The organism is Mesorhizobium shangrilense, from assembly GCF_028826155.1.
Lineage (GTDB): Bacteria > Pseudomonadota > Alphaproteobacteria > Rhizobiales > Rhizobiaceae > Arvimicrobium > Arvimicrobium flavum.
In genome coordinates this window covers 4,718,486-4,736,937 of record NZ_JAQGPN010000001.1, presented here as the reverse complement: position 1 = coordinate 4,736,937, position 18,452 = coordinate 4,718,486, and the positions used below count along the sequence as shown (strand labels likewise).

At 64.7% G+C, this 18,452-nt stretch carries 9 protein-coding genes; 4 read left to right on the top strand and 5 right to left on the bottom strand.

Annotated features, from left to right (window positions below; genetic code table 11):
* Nucleotides 1-16 precede the first annotated feature (16 nt).
* The 4 genes from murJ to mutS form a co-directional block, all read right to left on the bottom strand.
* Nucleotides 17-1,624 carry a murein biosynthesis integral membrane protein MurJ gene (murJ, locus tag PD284_RS22830; RefSeq protein ID WP_274630407.1) on the bottom strand — a complete coding sequence of 536 codons (1,608 nt, stop codon included), beginning with the start codon at nt 1,622-1,624 and terminating at the stop codon, nt 17-19.
* A 172-nt stretch (nt 1,625-1,796) separates the two neighbouring features.
* The gene (locus tag PD284_RS22825) at nt 1,797-4,604 is read right to left on the bottom strand and encodes a [protein-PII] uridylyltransferase (RefSeq protein WP_274630406.1); all 2,808 of its coding nucleotides are present in this window, start codon (nt 4,602-4,604) and stop codon (nt 1,797-1,799) included.
* Nucleotides 4,605-4,692: 88 nt separating this feature from the next.
* Entirely contained in the window at nt 4,693-7,386 is a 2,694-nt protein-coding gene (locus PD284_RS22820) for a bifunctional diguanylate cyclase/phosphodiesterase (protein WP_274630405.1), read from the bottom strand.
* 129 nt (nt 7,387-7,515) lie between these two features.
* Nucleotides 7,516-10,224 carry a DNA mismatch repair protein MutS gene (gene mutS, locus PD284_RS22815; RefSeq protein ID WP_274630404.1) on the bottom strand — a complete coding sequence of 903 codons (2,709 nt, stop codon included), beginning with the start codon at nt 10,222-10,224 and terminating at the stop codon, nt 7,516-7,518.
* Between the two features lie 284 nt (nt 10,225-10,508).
* Here mutS and PD284_RS22810 point away from each other — a divergent pair, with 284 nt between their 5' ends.
* Complete coding sequence (locus PD284_RS22810) at nt 10,509-12,797, top strand: NADP-dependent malic enzyme (protein WP_274630403.1); 2,289 nt, start codon at nt 10,509-10,511, stop codon at nt 12,795-12,797.
* Nucleotides 12,798-12,885: 88 nt separating this feature from the next.
* Here PD284_RS22810 and PD284_RS22805 read toward each other — a convergent pair whose 3' ends face one another.
* Complete coding sequence (locus PD284_RS22805) at nt 12,886-13,872, bottom strand: helix-turn-helix transcriptional regulator (protein ID WP_274630402.1); 987 nt, start codon at nt 13,870-13,872, stop codon at nt 12,886-12,888.
* A gap of 372 nt (nt 13,873-14,244) precedes the next feature.
* Here PD284_RS22805 and PD284_RS22800 point away from each other — a divergent pair, with 372 nt between their 5' ends.
* The 3 genes from PD284_RS22800 to PD284_RS22790 all read left to right on the top strand — a co-directional run bounded on the left by PD284_RS22800 (nt 14,245) and on the right by PD284_RS22790 (nt 18,452).
* Complete coding sequence (locus PD284_RS22800; protein WP_274630401.1) at nt 14,245-15,828, top strand: GMC family oxidoreductase; 1,584 nt, start codon at nt 14,245-14,247, stop codon at nt 15,826-15,828.
* An 18-nt stretch (nt 15,829-15,846) separates the two neighbouring features.
* On the top strand, nt 15,847-17,424 hold the full coding sequence (locus PD284_RS22795; RefSeq protein ID WP_274630400.1) for an ABC transporter substrate-binding protein: 1,578 nt from the start codon (nt 15,847-15,849) through the stop codon (nt 17,422-17,424).
* Between the two features lie 86 nt (nt 17,425-17,510).
* A complete protein-coding gene (locus tag PD284_RS22790; RefSeq protein WP_274630399.1) occupies nt 17,511-18,452 on the top strand; it encodes an ABC transporter permease in 942 nt (313 codons plus the stop codon).

The window sequence follows — 18,452 nt, the reverse complement described above, 5'->3', positions numbered from 1 at the left end:
GAGGGTGAACATGTGATCAGGCGTTGTCGGATCCGGAAACGTCTGCGGGTCTTGCCGCCTTGCTGCGCCTCACATTGCGCCGGATAACACCCAGGCTGGCGCCGCCGGTGCCGAAGGCGACGGCGAAGTAGACGACCATCGCCCCGGCGATCACCACCGCCAGGGCGGATGCCTGGATCGCCAGCGGCGAACCGGAAGCCAGATAGGGTGCTGCGATTGTCTCCTTCACGTACCAGATCGCGGCGGCCATCACCGCCGAAGCAAGCAGCAGCCGCGGGATACGTGTAAGGAGGGGCACGTCCTTGCCCCAATGCCCACGCCTGATGAGGACGGCGAGCAGCAGTGTCGCGTTGATCCAGCCAGCGACGGCGGAGGCGACGGCGATGCCGGGTGCACCCATCGTCGGGAAGACGGCGAGCGCGATGCCGATGTTGGCGACGACCGAAATGGCGGCGAACCACATCGGCGTGCGGGTGTCCTCGCGGGCGAAGTAGCCGGGCGTAAAGGCCTTGATCAGGACGAAGGCCGGCAGTCCCGCCCCGAAGATGGCGAGAATCGCAGCCACGGTGGGCGTGCTGTTGTCGATGGCGAACTGGCCGCGCTCGTAGAGCACCCGCACGATCGGTTCCGACATGACGAGCAGCGCAGCCGCCGCGGGCAGTGTCAGGAACAGCGTGAACTCGACCGAGCGGTTCTGGAGATTTGACGCCTCCCGATCGTCGCCCGCCTTCAGCGCGCGCGCCAGTTCCGGGAGCAGCACGATGGCGACCGCGACGCCGACGATGCCGAGGGGGAGCTGGTAGACGCGATCCGCTAGGTTGAGCGAGGAGACGGCGCTCGCCTGCCCGGAGGCGATGGCGGTGCCGATCAGCGTGTTGATCTGGGTGATGCCGCCGGTGATAGCCGCCGGCAGCGCCAGCCACAGCAGCCGCTTCACGTTCGGCGTCAGGCGGGGCCGCCGGAAGCCGATCCTGACGCCGGCATGGCGCACGGCGGCCCAGACGATGGCGAGTTGCACCAGCCCCGCCGCCAGCACGCCCCAGCCGAGCGCATAGCCGACCGCGACCGCGTCCATGCCCTCGTACCAGGCATAGGCGAGGACCGCGACCAGGATGATGTTGAGAAAGACGGGCGCCACGGCCGCGGCGAAGTAGCGGCGCAGCGAGTTGAGCATTCCCGCCATCATGGCGCCGAGTGACATGCAGATCAGGTAAGGGAACATGATCGTCGCAAGCGTCACCGTGAAGGCGAGCTTTTCCGGCGATTCGCTGAAACCGGGCGCGATCAGGTAGCGGACCAGCAACGGCATGGACAGCTCCATGACGATGGTCAGTCCCAGCAGGACGCTGAACAGCACGCCGAAGACTTCTTCCGAGAAGCGTCGCGCGCCGTCGATGCCGTTGGCTTCGATCTCCTTGGCGAACAGCGGCACAAAAGCGGTGTTGAACGCGCCTTCGGCAAACAGCCGGCGGAAGGTGTTCGGGAACTGGAAGGCTGCGTAGAAGGCGTCCGCGACCGGCCCTGTGCCGAGCGCTGCCGCCATGAGCATCTCGCGCGCAAAGCCGAGGAGCCGGCTCATCATGGTGCCGGAGGCGACCGTTGCGAATTTTCTCAAAAGGCTCATGCGGTAGTTCGCCTCCTCCTTGAGGCAAGGGTCGCCACGTAGCGGCCGGGTCGATTGGGTGTGGCGGTGCGCGAGGCGGAGACAATGCCGAGCCAGGTGGGAAACCCCGCACCCGGCCGCCCGTCTGCGGCGGTCGTCCCCCTCAAGGGGGAGCGGGCAGGCACAGCGCCCGTCATTCCGCCGCCGCCTCCGCCCGCGGCTTGGGCGAACGGGACTGGCCGTCGCCCTCGAGTATACGGATCAGCCGGTCCTGGATCGTCTTTAGTCGCGTCGGGTTCTCGATCTTCTGCCAGGTCAGGTCGGTCACGTAGAACGTGTCGATCACCTTCTCGCCGAACGTCGTGATGTGGGCGGATGCGATGTTCAGCGACAGGTCCGACAGCGCTCCCGTCAGCTCCGACAGCAGGCCCGGCCGGTCCAGCCCGCGCACCTCGATGACAGAGAAGCGGTTGGAGAGGGTGTTGCGCACGTCTGCGCGCGGCTCGATGCGGAACGTCTTTGCGCCCCGCTTCGGCCTGGCGCGCTTGTCGAGGATGTCGGAGAGCCACGCCTTGCCGGACAGCGCATCCTCGATCAGCTTGCCGACGCGCTCTGCGCGGCGACGCTCGTCCTCGTCGAGGTCGAATTCGCGGCTGATCAGGATCGTGTCCAGCGCCCGGCTGTCGGAGGTGGTGAAGATCTGCGCGTCGACGATGTTGCCGCCTGCCGCCGCGCAGGCGCCGCTGATGATGGAAAGCAGGCGCGGATTGTCGGGGGCGAGCACGGTGATCTCGGTGACCGCCTCGAACTCGTGCGGCTTGACCATCGTGGCGCACTTCCTTTCGGCAGCGTCCACCTCGCGGATGAAGTCGGCATGACGGATCTGGTCCGCGAGATCCACGGTCAGCATATAGTTGGAGTAGTGCAGACCGATCAGCCGCTCCCGCTCGGCTTCCGGCCAGCCGGCCAGCGCCTCCTCGAGCCTCGCCCGGGCGACCTTCGTCCGCTCGACGCGCGACACCTCGGAAAAGCCTCCGGTGAGCAGCAGTTCGGTCTCGTAGTAGAGCGTGCGCAGCAGCTGTCCCTTCCAGCCGTTCCACACGCCCGGTCCCACGCCGCGTATGTCGCAGACGGTCAGGATCAGCAGCAGCTTGAGGCGCTCCACCGACTGCACGACAGCCGCGAAATCCTCGACGGTCTTGCGGTCGTTCAGGTCGCGCGTCTGCGCCATCATCGACATGAAGAGGTGGTTCTCAACCAGCCAGGCGACCGTCTCGGTATCTGCCTGCGACAGTCCGATATGCGGGCAAAGCCGCCGCGCGATCCGTGCGCCGGCCACCGAATGGTCCTCGGGCCGCCCCTTGGCGATGTCGTGCAGCAGCACTGCCAAGTAAAGCACGTTGCGCTGGCGACGCAGTGTCGGCACCAGCGAATGCGACAGCGGATGCAGCTTCTCCCCCTCGCCATGCTCGATTTCCGACAGCACCCCGATGCAGCGCAAAAGGTGCTCGTCCACCGTGTAGTGGTGGTACATGGAGAACTGCATCATCGCGACGATGCGACCGAACTCGGGAATCAGCTTGCCGAGCAGACCCGCTTCGTTCATCCGCCTGAGGTTGAGCTCGGGGTTGCGGTCTGACGTCAGGATCTCGAGGAAGAGCCGATTGGCCTCCTCATCGCGCCTCAGGTTCTTGTCGACCAGCCGGAGAGACCGCGTCAGCAGCTTCAGGGCGTCCGGGTGGAACTCCAGCCCGTGCTTGTCGGCGAGCCAGAATAGCCTCAGCATGTTCACAGGATCGCGCTCGAACACCTTGTCATCGGCGATGTTGATGCGGTGGTTGTCGACGATGAAGTCGCTGGTGCCGGCGAGCTTGCGCTTGCGGCGCGAGAAGGTCAGGAAGATGCGGTTGAAGCCAGGCACGTGCTTGGCCTGTTCCTCTTCCAGCGCGGCGCAGAAGATGCGCGTCAGGTCGCCCACCGTCTTGGCGGTCAGGAAGTAGTGCTTCATGAAGCGTTCGACGGCGGACAGCCCCGGATGGCTGGTGTAGCCGAGGCGCTCCGCGATGTCGCGCTGGATGTCGAAATGCAGGCGTTCCTCGGCCTTGCCCGTCAGAAAATGCATTTGGCAACGCACAGCCCACAGGAAGTCGTCGGCCTTGACGAACTGGTTGTACTCGGCGCGGGTGAAAACGCCTTTGCCGACCAGTTCCTCGCTGTCGCGCACGCGGTAGAAGTATTTGCCGATCCAGAACAGCGTGTGCAGGTCGCGCAGGCCGCCCTTGCCGTCCTTGACATTGGGCTCGACAAGATAGCGGCTCTCGCCGGACTTGGCGTGGCGCGCGTCCCGCTCGGCAAGCTTGGCCTGCACATATTCGGGGCCGGTCGCGCTCACCAGCTCCTTGTCGAAGCGCTCGATGAGTTCGTCATAGAGGCTTTGCTCGCCCCGGATCAGCCGCGCTTCGAGGATCGTCGTGCGGATGGTGATGTCGTCGCGCGCCTGGCGCATGCATTCGTCGACGCTGCGGGTCGCGTGCCCGACCTTCAGCCTGAGGTCCCACAGCATGTAGAGGATGTACTCGACGATCTGCTCGCCCCAGGGCGTCTGCTTGTAGGGCAGCAGAAAGAGCAGGTCGATGTCGGACCCCGGCGCCAACGTGCCGCGCCCGTAGCCGCCCACCGCAACGATGGCCATGCGTTCGCCGGCCGAGGGGTTTTTCGAGCGGTAGACGTGGGTGGCGGCGAAGTCGTAGAGCGCGCTGATCGTCTCGTCCATCAGATGCGACAGACGCTGAGCACAGGCGCGGCCGCCGCCGTCCGCCCTCATCATCTCCTCGACCGCAGCCCGCCCCTGGTCAAGCGTCCGTCGGAACAGTGCCAGCGCCGCCGAGCGCACCGCCGGCGACGATCCGTCGCCACCGGTTCCGGCGGTCAGTTCAGTCAGGTCGCGGCGCAATTGCGCGCCATCAATGACCTTGTCCAGATGAAGTGAGACGGTCGCCATGTAACAGTGCTGGTGCAGCTTCCGGCCGAGGTTGGGGCGGGGCTCTATAGCCTGATTTCAGCGCGCTGAATACTGCGGGGCGCAGCGCCTAGGAAGCCCTGGCCAGGACGCGCGATTTCAGGAAGTCCGTCAGCTCGTCGGAACTCATCGGCCGCGCGAAGACGTAGCCTTGGAGTCCGGTACACCCCAGATCCTTGAGCACTCGCGCATGGTGAAGCGTCTCCACGCCCTCCGCCAGAACCTCGATGCCGAGCGACTTCCCGATTTCGACGATCGAGCGCACCAGCTTGCGCTGCGCCGGCGAGCGCAACACCGGCATGATCAGCTGCCGGTCGATCTTGAGCCGGCTGGGCAACAGCTTCAGGAGACTGACGATCGAAGCATGTCCGGTGCCGAAGTCGTCAATCTCGACGTCGATTCCGAGGCCCTTGATCTGCTCGACGTTCCAGGTGATCAGCTCGTCGTTCTCGTCCAGGAAGATTGACTCCACCAGTTCGAAGGATATCCGGCCGGGCTCGAGCTCGAGCTCGCGCAGGCTGCTGATCAGTTCCTCGTCGTGCAGCCTGCGGGCGGAGACGTTGACCGACGCCTTGGGGACGCTGAGGCCCATCTCATCCCATTGTGCGAGCTGCGCCAGTGTCTGCTCGAGGATCATGCGGTCCAGGGTGGCCACCACATTGAGTTCCTCCGCCGTTTTCAGGAACGCGCGGGGGGCGAGCAAGCCCTTGCTCGGGTGCCGCCAGCGGACGAGCGCCTCGACACCGATCACGTCATGTGTCGTCGCGTCGAACTGGGGCTGGTAGTAGGCGACGAACTCGTTGCGCTCCAGGCCGGATAGGATCTCGTCTGCGATGCGCTTGGTGGTGATGATCTCCTCCTGCAGGGCATCGTTGAAGAACTGGTGCCGGTTGCGGCCGCGGCTCTTCGCCCGGTAGAGGGCGATGTCTGCATGGACCAGCAGGTCGCCCGGGTTCGCGTCCTCCCCGGTGTCGGTGGCGATGCCGATGCTCACCCCGAAGCGGCATTCGTGTCCCTTGAAGGTCACCGGCTGGTGCATCTTGGCGATGATCTCGTCGGCCAGATCCGCGAGCTTCTGGGTCCACGCCGCCAGGTCTGTGCCGGCTGGGGTCATACAGATCACGACGAACTCGTCGCCGCCGACCCGCGCAACGAAGTCTTCGGGTTGCAGGCTGCCCTTGAGCACTGCCGCGGCGTGTACCAGCATCGCGTCGCCGGCGGCGTGGCCGAGCGTATCGTTGATCTGCTTGAAACGGTCGAGATCGATGTGCAGCAGTCCGGCCCGCTCGCCGTCCTTGCTTTCTACGTGCCGCGCCAGCACCTCGTCCAGGAACCGCCGGTTCGGCAGCCCTGTGAGCGAATCGTGCAGGGCGTTGAACTCGATGCGCGCCTTGGCCGCCTCAAGGTCGGCGTTGCGCGCCTCGGACAGCATGTTGGCGCGCTTCAGGTGCTCGCGCAACGTGACGTCCGCGGTGACGTCCCAGTTGACCCCCACCAGCTTCAGCGGTTCGCCGGGATCCTGATACGACTTGGCGCACTCGCGGACGTGCCGAACCTCCCCGTTCGGAAGCGTCAGGCGGTATTCGATCTGCAGGTTGGTGTCGGGCAGCGGCGGGTGCGGGAAAGCCTCCAGAACCCGCGCCAGGTCCTCCGGATGGATGCGCCGCTGCCAGTCTGCATAGGTGCGCGCGCCGCCATCGGTCGGATAGCCGTAGAGCTCGTTCATGCGAGCGTCCCACAGCAGGCTATCATCGTCCGCGTTGAGTTCCCAGACGCCGATGCGGGAGCTGTCGACGGCGAGTTCGAGGCGGCGCGACATGCGGCGCATCTGCCGCTCGCGGCGCCTGAGTTCGCCGATGTTCTTCGTGCGCTCCTCGATCAGGCGTGCGGACAGCACGATCGGCGCCATGATCAGCGCTCCGGCAAGCGCGATGAGCAGCCACAGCTGCCACGTGCGGGGAGGGACCGCGGGCCAGCCGCCTTTCGGCACGGCAGCGATGCGCCATGTGCCGGATGGCACAACAACATCGGCCGTCACCGGATTGCCTTGCAGAACAGAGGATTTGCCGAAGAAGAGTTCTCCCCGGGTGCCGAGGGCATCGCGACCTACGATGGCGATGTCGATCGGGAGGTCCGGGTCGAGCAGGCCGCTGTCGCGAAACAGCGCCTGCGTGTCGATGACTGCGGAGAGGATGCCCCAGAAGTCCCGTCCGCCATCCTTGCGTGTGAGGAACACAGGGAAGCGGCCAATGAAACCCTGTCCGCCTTGCACCAGGTCGACCGGACCGGCGAACACCAGCGTGCCGGTGTCGCGGGCCCGGTACGCCGCTTCGCGCTGCTCTTCGATCCTGTTGTAATCGAGGCCATAGACGCGCTCGTTGCCTTCCACGGGATAGAAGAGACGTACGACCAGATCCGGCGCGGCGACGATGTGGCGCAACTGCGATCGGTCGGCGAGCAGGTTCGAGACAAGTTCGGAGAACCGTGCCTGGCTCATGTTCGGCTCGGTGGCGAGCGTTGCGACGAGACCGCGGACAAGCTGGATGTTGCCGTTTACGTTGCCTTCCAGCTTGGCCCGCACGACGCTGACCTTGCTGAGCACGGCACTGCGCAGGTCTCGGTCGAAGACAGCGGCGTTCTGCCGGTGAGCGTAGACGCCGGCAGCGACAATGACGATCAGAGTCACGATCGCCGGTATGCGCGTCTTGCGGAAGACGGCATGCGCCAGTTGCCTGAACAGGCGGTGGCGGCGGGGCACTTCCATGACTGAAACGCGCGGGCCTCTGATTCGTGTCGGCACCTTATCCAGCGTTACTTAACGTTGGATTGCAATGAGCCGGCGGCTGGGCCCGCGATCCGCGCCCACGCAGCGCCGACTTGCCGTTCCGCGGCGCTATTTCCCTGCCACGCCCTTGAGCCTGTAGAGCGCGTCTAGCGCCTCGCGCGGCGTCATCTCGTCGGGGCTGAGGGCGGCCAACGCCTGCGTGAGCGCGTCGTTCGCTGTCTGCTGCGGCGTCTCCCGGCGGATCGCGGCGCTGAACAGCGGCAGATCATCGATCAGCCTGCTTGCCTTGCCAGAGGTCTCGCCGGCTTCGAGCTGCCCGAGCACCTCTCTCGCACGCGCGACGACCGCTTCCGGCAGACCGGCGAGCCGCGCCACCTGCACGCCGTAGGAGCGGTCGGCTGCGCCCATCGCCACCTCATGCAGGAAGATCACGTCGCCTTCCCATTCCTTGACCCGCATGGTCACATTGTGGAGGCGCGGCAGCTTGCCGGCGAGCGTAGTCATCTCGTGGAAGTGCGTGGCGAAGATTGCCCGGCAGCGGTTCTTCTCGTGCAGGTACTCCACTGCCGCCCAGGCGATCGACAGTCCATCGAAGGTGGCCGTCCCGCGTCCGATCTCGTCCAGGATCACGAGCGAGCGTTCGCCTGCCTGGTTGAGGATGGCCGCCGTTTCCACCATCTCGACCATGAAGGTCGAGCGCCCGCGGGCAAGGTCGTCGGAGGCTCCCACCCGGGAGAACAGGCGATCGACGACGCCGATATGCGCATGTTCGGCGGGCACGAAGGAACCGGTCTGCGCGAGGATGGCGATCAGCGCATTCTGGCGCAAGAACGTCGACTTACCGCCCATGTTGGGGCCGGTCAGAAGCCAGATGGCGCCGTTGCGTCCGTTCACCTCCGGCGACAGGTTGCAGTCGTTGGCGACAAAGGGGCTGCCGTCCTGGCGTCTCAGCGCCTGCTCCACGACCGGATGCCGCCCGTTGTCGATCCTGAAGGCGAGGCTGTCGTCGACGGTCGGACGCGTGAAATTTTCCTGGGCGGCGAGCAGCGCCAGAGCAGCGGAGACATCGACCGCGGCCAGCGCCGCCGAAGCCGCCCTTATTGACTCGGCATGGCCAATGACCTCGGCCACCATCCGGTCGAAGATCTCCTGCTCGATCGTCAATGCGCGATCTGCGGCGTTGGCGATCTTGGTCTCCATGCCGGCAAGTTCCGTCGTGGTGAACCGCATGGCGTTGGCCATGGTCTGCCGGTGGATGAAGCGCGCCTTGGCCTCGTCGCTGCCGTTCATGATCGCCTGATGGTTGGCGGTCACCTCGATGTAGTAGCCGAGCACATTGTTGTGCCTGATCTTCAGTGAACGGATGCCCGTCTCCTCGATCAGGTCACGCTCCATCTGCGCGATGACGCGCCGCGATTCGTCGCGCAGCGCGCGCACCTCGTCGAGCTCGGCGTGGTGGCCAGTACGCACGAAGCCGCCGTCGCGCTTCAGCAGCGGCAGTTCGTCAGCCAGCGCCTGGTTAAGGTGCTCGAGAAGACGGGCAGGGAGCGCGTTGAGGTCCGCCTGCGCCCGGGCGAGTTCGGGCGGCAGCCCGCCCGCGGGAAGCAGCTGCGCCAGCGTCATCGCCGCCTGCAATCCGGCAGCCAGCGCGCCGAGGTCGCGCGGACCGCCGCGGTTGAGCGCCAGCCTGGACAGCGCCCGCATCATGTCGGGGGCGCCCTTCAGCACCTCGCGCGGGGCTTCGCAGGCGCGGCTTTCGAGCTGGAAGAAGGAGACCGAGTCCAACCGCTCGACGATTGCGGCGGTGTCCGTGAGCGGCGCCATCAGCCGGTCGGCGAGCAGCCGCGCACCAGCCCCCGTCACCGTCCGGTCGATCGCTGAGAAGAGCGATCCGGCGCGGCTGCCGGACAGTGTCTTCAGCAGCTCCAGATTGGCCCGGGTCGCCGGATCGATGAACAGCGTAGAACCCGCCTGCTCGCGCGCCGGATGGGCGAGGGGAGGGCGCTCCGCCTTCTGCGTCTTTTCCACATAGGCGATCGCCCCGGAAATCGCCGACAATTCCGCCCGGCTGAACGAGCCGAAGCTGTCCGGCGTGGCGACGTCGTAGAAGCGCGCGATGCGGGTGGGGGCGGTGGCGGAATCGAACAGGCTCGGCGGCTGCGGTGTCGCCACGCGCCCGAGCACATCGAAAGCGGCCTTCAGTTCCTCGTCATGATAGACCGGCTCCGGGACAATGAGTTCCTTCGGATCGACGCGCAATATATCAGCGAGCAGCCGATCCGCCGAAGTCTCTGAAACGCGGAAAGTTCCGGTTGATATATCAATCCAGGCAATCGCGTACCCGCTATCCCCGCTGCCTTTCACCCGCCCCATCGACATCAGGAAATTCGACTCCGAGGGGGCGAGCAGCTTGTCCTCGGTGATGGTTCCAGGCGTGACCAGTCGGATGACGTCACGCTTCACGACAGACTTTGAGCCGCGCTTCTTCGCCTCCGCAGGATCCTCGATCTGCTCGCACACGGCGACCCTGAAGCCCAGTGCGATCAGCTTCTGCAGATAGTCGTCGGCCGCATGCACCGGCACCCCGCACATGGGGATGTCCTGGCCGGCATGTTTGCCGCGCTTGGTGAGAACGATGCCGAGCGCCCGGCTCGCGTGTTCCGCGTCTTCGAAGAACAGCTCGTAGAAGTCGCCCATGCGATAGAAAAGGAGCGAATCCGGGTTCGCCGCCTTTATCTCGAGAAACTGCTCCATCATCGGCGTGGGGCCGGGAACAGCGATTGCCCCCTCGGGCCGGATTCGGGTTTCGTCGTTCATTGTCTATTCGCGGAACTCTGGCGCAGGACCCCACCCTTACCCTCTGCCGACCGGAAGAGGGAGACATCGGCGTCAACCTCTTGATCTTGTCCCCGTCTTCCACGGGGGATCAGGGCTGGCAACCGGTCATCGGCGGAGCGTGCATCTGTTGTTGGAGACTTGTACGGGCGGCGGCTTTCCGATCGCACAAAACACTCTCTTGCTGCTTGCCGGTTTACGCCGGTGAATTGTAGCCTTAATCCGAAAAGCTCCACAAAAGATCGCGCCCGAGGAAACGCACCCACATGTCATCCAGTAAGAAACGCGAAGGCTCCGGCCCGTCTGTCAGCTCGCAGGAAGCGCTCGACTTCCACGCCGAGGGCCGTCCCGGCAAACTGGAGATCAATCCGACCAAGCCGATGGCGACCCAGCGCGATCTGTCTCTCGCCTACTCCCCGGGCGTCGCCGAGCCTGTGAAGGCGATCGCCGAGGACCCTGCCAAGGCGTTCGACTACACCACGCGCGGAAACATGGTCGCCGTCATCTCCAACGGCACCGCCATTCTCGGCCTCGGCAATCTTGGTGCGCTTGCGTCCAAGCCTGTGATGGAAGGCAAGTCGGTCCTCTTCAAGCGCTTTGCCGACGTCGATTCCATCGACCTCGAAGTCGATACGGAGGACGCCGACGAATTCATCAACTGCGTACGCTTCCTCGGCCCCTCCTTCGGCGGCATCAATCTCGAGGATATCAAGGCTCCCGAGTGCTTCATCATCGAGCAGCGACTGCGCGAGATGATGGACATCCCGGTCTTCCATGACGACCAGCATGGGACGGCGATCATCTCCGCTGCCGGCCTCATCAACGCGCTGGAGATCACCGGCCGCGACATGAAGACGACCAAGCTGGTCTGCAACGGCGCCGGCGCGGCCGGCATCGCCTGCATCGAACTGGTCAAGGCGATGGGTTTCGCGCCGGAGAACGTCATCCTCTGTGACACCAAGGGCGTGGTCTATCAGGGCCGCACCGAGGGCATGAACCAGTGGAAGTCGGGCCACGCCGTCAACACGGATCTGCGCACGCTCGCCGAAGCACTCGAGGGCGCCGATGTCTTCTTCGGCGTGTCGGCCAAGGGGGCGCTGACGCCGACAATGGTCCAGTCGATGGCCAAGAACCCGATCATCTTCGCCATGGCCAATCCCGACCCGGAAATCACGCCGGAAGAGGTCGCTGAGATCCGCACCGACGCCATCATGGCGACCGGCCGTTCGGATTATCCGAACCAGGTCAACAATGTGCTCGGCTTCCCCTACATCTTCCGCGGCGCACTCGACGTGCGCGCCACCACCATCAATGACGAGATGAAGGTCGCCGCCGCGCAGGCGCTGGCCGAACTCGCCCGCCAGGACGTTCCCGACGACGTCGCCGCCGCCTACCAGGGCAACCGGCCAAAATTCGGTCCGAACTACATCATCCCGGTGCCGTTCGACCCGCGCCTGATTTCGGCCGTTCCCGTCGCCGTCGCCAAGGCGGCGATGGACACCGGCGTCGCCCGGCGTGCGATCCCCGACCTCGCAAAATACGCGCAGGAGCTCTCGGCCCGCCGCGACCCGATCGCCTCGACCCTGCAGCGCATCTATGACCGCGTCCGCCGCCAGCCCAAGCGCACCGTCTTCGCCGAAGGCGAGGAAGAGCAGGTCATGCGCGCCGCAGTGTCCTATGTGAACCAGGGCCTCGGCGCCGCCATCCTCGTCGGCCGCGAGGAGGTGGTGAGGGACAATGCCCGTGCCGCCGGCATCGACCTCAATCGGCCCGGTATCGAGATCATCAACGCCCGCCTGTCGCGCCGCAATGCGATCTACACCGACCATCTCTACGAGCGCATGCAGCGCAAGGGGTATCTGTTCCGCGACTGCCAGCGGCTGATCAACAACGACCGCAACCATTTTGCCGCCTGCATGCTGGCGCTGGGCGACGCCGACGCCATGGTCACGGGCGTCACCCGCAACTATTCGACGGCGCTCGACGAGATCCGCAGGGTCATCGACGCGCGCCCCGGCCACTCGGTCATCGGCGTCTCTATTGCGCTCTGCCGCGGCCGGACGGTGATCGTCGCCGACACCGCCGTGCACGACATGCCGAACGCCATCGAGATCGCCGACATTGCCGAGGAAGTGGCCGGCTTCGCGCGGCGCATGGGCTACGAGCCGCGCGTCGCCATGCTCGCCTACTCGACCTTCGGCCACCCGCCCGGTGAACGCTCCGAGCGGGTGCAGGAGGCGGTCAAGATCCTCGACAAGCGGCGGGTCGACTTCGAGTATGACGGCGAGATGGCGGCGGACGTCGCGCTCAACCATCGGCTGATGCAGCAGCAGTATCCGTTCTGCCGCCTGTCCGGCCCGGCCAACGTGCTGGTCATGCCGGCCTTCCACTCGGCTTCGATCTCCACCAAGATGCTTCAGGAACTGGGCGGCTCCACAGTGATCGGCCCGCTCCTGGTCGGCTTGAACAAGCCGGTGCAGATCGTCGGGCTCAACGCGAAGGACAGCGACATCGTCAACATGGCGGCGATGGCGGCGTTTTCGGCGGGAGCGTAAAGCGACGGCGCCAGCGCCTGGCGGCTGCAGGCGTGAGCGCGAGCTGCGCGATCGCTTGCCGCCGCCCGTTTGCCCCACGCGGCTGGCGTCAGCAGCGGTTCTTGCGTTCGAATTCCTGCGAGGGGGCGACGCCGAACGAGTCGCGGTAAGCTGCCGAGAAGTTCGCAAGCTGCGAGTAGCCGACGAGTTGAGCGATGTGGCTGATCGACTGGTTGGAAGAGACCAGGAGTTCGCGGGCGAGTTCCATCCTACGGCTCCGCAGCACCGTAAATGCGGTTTCGCCGGTCACCTGACGGAAAGCGTTGTTCAGGATGTTGCGATTTACGCCGACCCGCCGGCACAGCGTCTGAAGGCAGGGCGGGGTGGAGAGGTCGGCCTCGATGATCTCCATTGCCAGGGCGACGATGCGCGACGCCCGTTGCGTCGTCAGCTGATTGCCGATCTTCCTGCCAAGCAGCCGTCTCGTCACATAGTCCAGGCAGTTTTCCGACAAGGTCAGCATGCGCGACTGCGATGTCTCTGCAGGCAGCGCGTCCATGCCTCGCATCAGGATCTCGGCTTGACGGGAGATCATCGGCGGCAGGGCCAGGTCGCACAGCGTCTCCTGGTCGGTCAGAGACTTTGCCAGCGCCTGCCGTTCACCAAGTCCGGCTGCAACGTCTGGGCCCGGGATGCCCTGGTCGTCGCAGTCGAAGCGTAGGGTGATGATCCTCTCCCGCGAGCCGGCGCTGAAGCGCTGGGTCTTGGTGACATTGTTGCGATGGCTGATGACGAACAGGCGCGCGTCCGAAATCCTCTGCTTGCGGTCCGCGCGATCGAACGCGAAATCGGTGGTTCCGCTCAGCTGGATGCGTATCTTGAACCAGGACCCGCCCGAAAACTCGTGTTCCTGGTCATATCTGTAGCGACCGTCCAGAACCACGCCTCCGACGGTTCCGGTCAGCGACTCCAGATGACAGTTGAGGCCGTCGAAGTTCTGATTTGCGCGGAGCCGGAGGCCACCTCTGGAGATGGTGCTTTCGATCTCCTGCCTGGAAGCCCAGTCTGTGTATGCGGCCGGAATAGCCGTGTGCATGGCAGTCGGATAGTCCGTCCGATATCAAGCGCCTCAGGATTGGCATAGTAGCCAAGGGGCGACACCAAGTTGGTCGAGGTGAGCCTGACGTCTTCATAAGCAGGGCCCAAGAGGCTGTAAAGCAGCCCGGCGTTGACCATGCGTATGGGACATTCTGTCCCGCAAATCGCAACTGTTTGTTCTTGCAGCTGAAAACCCGTTTCTCTCTGCTGCGGCGCGCGTGGTGCGACAAAAGAAAGTGCATTTCCCATAAGTCCGGCGGTTCCGGCAGGTTGACTGCTTGGAGGGCGGTTGGCAGGTCAGGTCGCCAATGAGCGGCCGGTCGACGGGCGCTGCTCGAGAGAAAATCCCGGCAAGCTGAAGATGGAACGAATGGAGTTTGACTTTGTCGTGGTTGGCGCGGGAAGCGCAGGATGCGCCGTTGCGTCCAGGCTTACCGAGCAGTCAAACCGCTCGGTCGCGCTCGTCGAGAGCGGCACACGCGAGAAGTTGAACATCACGAGCGTTCCCGCCGCGTTGCTCTATACGATCGGCAACGAGCGCTATGACTGGAAATACCAGACCGAGCCCGATCCAACCCGCAACGGGTTGGTCGAGGCCTGGCCGCGCGGTCGGGTGCCGGGCGGATCGTCTGCCATCAACGGCATGATCTATGTCCGTGCACGTGCCGCGGATTTCGACCGTTGGGCGGAGATGGGCAACGCCGGCTGGAGCTGGCGCGACATGCTGCCGGTGTTCCGCCGCATGGAGACGTCGGATTTCGGACCCAACCAATGGCGCGGCGGGCAGGGTCCGCAAAATGTCGAGCAGCTTCGGTTCCGCCATCCGGTTTCCCGCACCGTGCTTGAGAGCGTCAAGAACATGGGCATCCGGGAAGTCGCCGACATCAACGGCGTGGATGAGGACGGCGTTGCGTGGAACCAGGGCACGACGAAGAACGGCAAGCGTGCGTCGACCTGGGATGCATATGTCAAGCCGAACCTGGGCCGCAAGAACCTCGCAGTGTTCGACGGCGCGCTGGTGCGCAAGGTGGTTCTGGAAGGCGGCCGCGCCGTGGGTGTCGAGATCGAGCGCAACGGTCGCATCGAGACGCTCAAGGCGCGCAAGGGCGTCATCCTGTCGGCGGGCTCAATCAACACCCCGCAGATCCTCATGCTGTCGGGCATCGGCGATCCCGCCGCGCTGAAGCAGCACGGCATCGACGCGCAGGTGGTCAACCGGCAGGTCGGGAGGAACCTGATGGAGCATCCCGGGATGTATGTCCTGGCCGAGCTCAACGAGCCGACCAGCAATTCCTATCGCAGCCCGCTCCGGGGTGCGCTGGCCTTCGCCGACTGGCTTCTGCGGGGCAGGGGACCGATGGGAACGCCGTCGGCGCAGCTGATCGGCTTCTTCCGGTCGCAGCCCCAGCTCAAGCACACCGACATGCAGTTCCTGCTGTTTGCGTATGGCAGCTTCATGCGGAACGGAAAACGGGTGTTCCCGAGGCGCAACCTTATCACCATCCTGGTCAATGCGAACTATCCGCAGAGCCGCGGGCATCTTGAACTGGCCTCGGCCAACCCGGCCGATCCGATCCGCATATTCCCCCGCTACCTTGATCATCCCGACGACTACGAGGCGATGCGCTATTCGCTGAAATGGGTGCGCGATCTGGTCAAAAGCGAGCCGCTGCGCAGCCGTTTCGTGCGGTTCCTGGACGTTCCCGACGAGGGAGCCGGCCGCGACGACAAATTCATCCGCTCCAACACCCGTCCCTTCTATCACCCGGCCGGAACCTGCCGCATGGGCAACGATCCCGACTCCGTGGTGACGCCGGACCTCAACGTCCGCGGCGTGGACGGCCTGTGGGTGGCGGACGTGTCCATCTTCCCCGATCACATCGGCGGAAACACCAACGCAACAGCCATCATGATCGGTGAGAAGGCTGCTGCGCTCATAGACGAGATTCACTGAAGGGAGAGCCGTCGTATCATGAACAGGTTTATCAAGGGGCTTGCAGCCAGTGCGGTTGCGCTCTGGGTTGCGCAGGTCGGTTTCGCGGGTAGCGCCGCCGCCGAAGGGAACAAGTCGCTCACGGCCGTGCTCGAGGCCGAGATCGTCACCCTCGACCCGCACTTCACCACCGCCTACATCACGCGGACCTTCGGCTACATGGTGTACGACACCCTGTTCGCGATGGACGGCGCCGGGAATATCAAGCCGCAGATGGTCGACACCTGGACGGTGAGCGACGACAACCTGACCTGGAGCTTCAAGCTGCGTGACGGCCTGAAGTGGCATGACGGCGCTCCCGTCACCTCGGAAGACGTCGTCGCTTCGATCAAGCGCTGGTGGGAAGTCGCCGCTCTTGGCGTCCAGCTGCGCAACGCGACCGACGCCATCACGGCGGACAGCGCGACCGAGTTCACGATCAAGCTGAAGGAGCCTTTCGGCCTCATCACCACTGCGCTCGGCCATCCGAACGCGCCGGTCGCCTTCATGATGCCCAAGCGCCTGGCGGAGACGCCGGCCAATGTGCAGCTGCAGGAAGTCGTCGGCTCGGGTCCGTTCGTCTATGACCGCGAGCGTCACCGTCAGGGTGACACGATGGTGCTGAAGCGGAACGACAGCTATGTCCCGCGCAGCGAGCCGGCAGATTTCATGGCTGGCGCCAAGGTCGTCAACATCGACGAACTCGTGATCAAGACGCTGCCGGATGCGGTCACCGCCGCGACCGCTCTGACCGCTGGCGAGATCGACTACGTACAATATCCGCCGTTCGACTTGCTGCCGGTTCTGGAAGGCGACCCGAACATCAAGGTGCTGTCGTTCACCGGCGTGAACATGTACCAGGGCTATTTCCGGCTGAACCACCGCCTGGCGCCGTTTGACGATCCGGAGATCCGCCGCGTTCTCTGGAGCGTGGTGGACCAGAATTCGGTTCCTGCAGCGTTGGGGCTGAGTGGCCAGTACACGGTGCCCGACTGCAAGTCGTTCTTCCTGTGCGGCACGCCTTACGAGACCACGGCCGGGTCGATCTCCCCCGAGGCCCCGTCGGTGGAGCTGGCGAAGGAAGCCTTGGCCAAGACGAAGTACAATGGCGAGAAGATCGTCATTCTTCAGGCCACCGACATCGATGCGACGCGTGTGTCGTCGGCGGTCGCGGCCGACTGGCTGCGTCAGGTCGGCTTCAACGTCGAACTGCAGGCGATGGACTGGGCCAGCGTGCTGAGCACCCGCGCCAATCCGGAAGCCTGGCATCTGTTCGGCGTGCATGCCACCGGTCTCGATCTCAGCCTGCCGAACACGCACTTCTACACCGCGCGCAACTGCGTCGACTATGCCGGCTGGCACTGCGACGAGAAGATGGGCGAGTACCTGGCTGCGTTCCCGCGCGCCACGTCGGAGGAAGAGCGCAAGCAGCTGGCGGATCGTATCTCGGAGCGCGCCTACGAGATAACTCCCGCCGTGATGTGGGGTCAGATCGCGCAGCCGGCCGCCTATCGCAGCGGCTTCGAAGGCATCATCCCGTCCTCGATTCCGGTCTTCTGGAATCTCGAGCGCAAGTGACGCTTGTCTGACTGCGAGCGGCTGCAAGGGCGAACCCGGCAGCCGCTCCGCCTTTTCGTGTCATCGGCAAAGTTAGGAACGCTTCTGTGTACAAGCCGATTGCAAGTCGCCTCATCTCGATCGTGCCAGTCCTTTTCGTGGTGTCGATCGTGGTGTTCTCGCTGCTGTATCTGACGCCCGGCGATCCCGCGCATGTCATCGCGGGACCGAACGCCACCGCAGCCGACGTGGAGAAGATCCGCGAAGCGCTTGGCCTGAACGACTCCTTCCTTGTGCGCTATGCCAGCTGGCTGGGCGACATCGCCCGACTGGATTTCGGCAATTCGATCATGAACGGCACGCCCGTTGTCGAGCTGATCGCCCAGAGGATCGAGCCGACGCTGTCGCTGATGTTCCTGACCATCATCCTGGCCGTCGTCGTTGCCGTGCCCATGGGCGTCCTGGCGGCTGCAAAGGTCAACACCATCGCCGACAGGCTGGTGATGCTGTTTGCGATTTCCGCGTTTTCGGTGCCTGTCTTCATCATCGGCTATGTCCTGGCGCGCTATTTCGCCCTGGAGCTGAGATGGTTCCCGGTTCAGGGATACGCTTACCTGGCTGACGGCGTACTGCCTTGGCTGAGGCATCTTGTGCTGCCGTCGGTGGCCCTAGGGCTGGTCTATATTGCGCTGATCGCGCGCATCACCCGCGCAGCGATGCTGGAGGTCCTGTCTGAGGACTATATCCGCACGGCCCGCGCCAAGGGTCTGCGCAGCAAGCGCATCCTGTTCCTGCATGCGTTGCGCAATGCCTCCAACCCGATCGTGACAGTCATCGGCGTCGGTGTCGCGCTTCTGATCGGCGGAGCCGTCGTGACCGAGAGCGTCTTCGGCATCCCGGGGCTCGGCCGGCTGACGATCGACGCGATCCTGCGGCGTGACTACCCCGTCATCCAGGGCATCATGCTGTTGTTTTCCTTCGTCTATGTCCTCGTCAACCTGCTGATCGACATCTGCTACGTCGTCCTTGACCCGCGAATCCGGTACTGA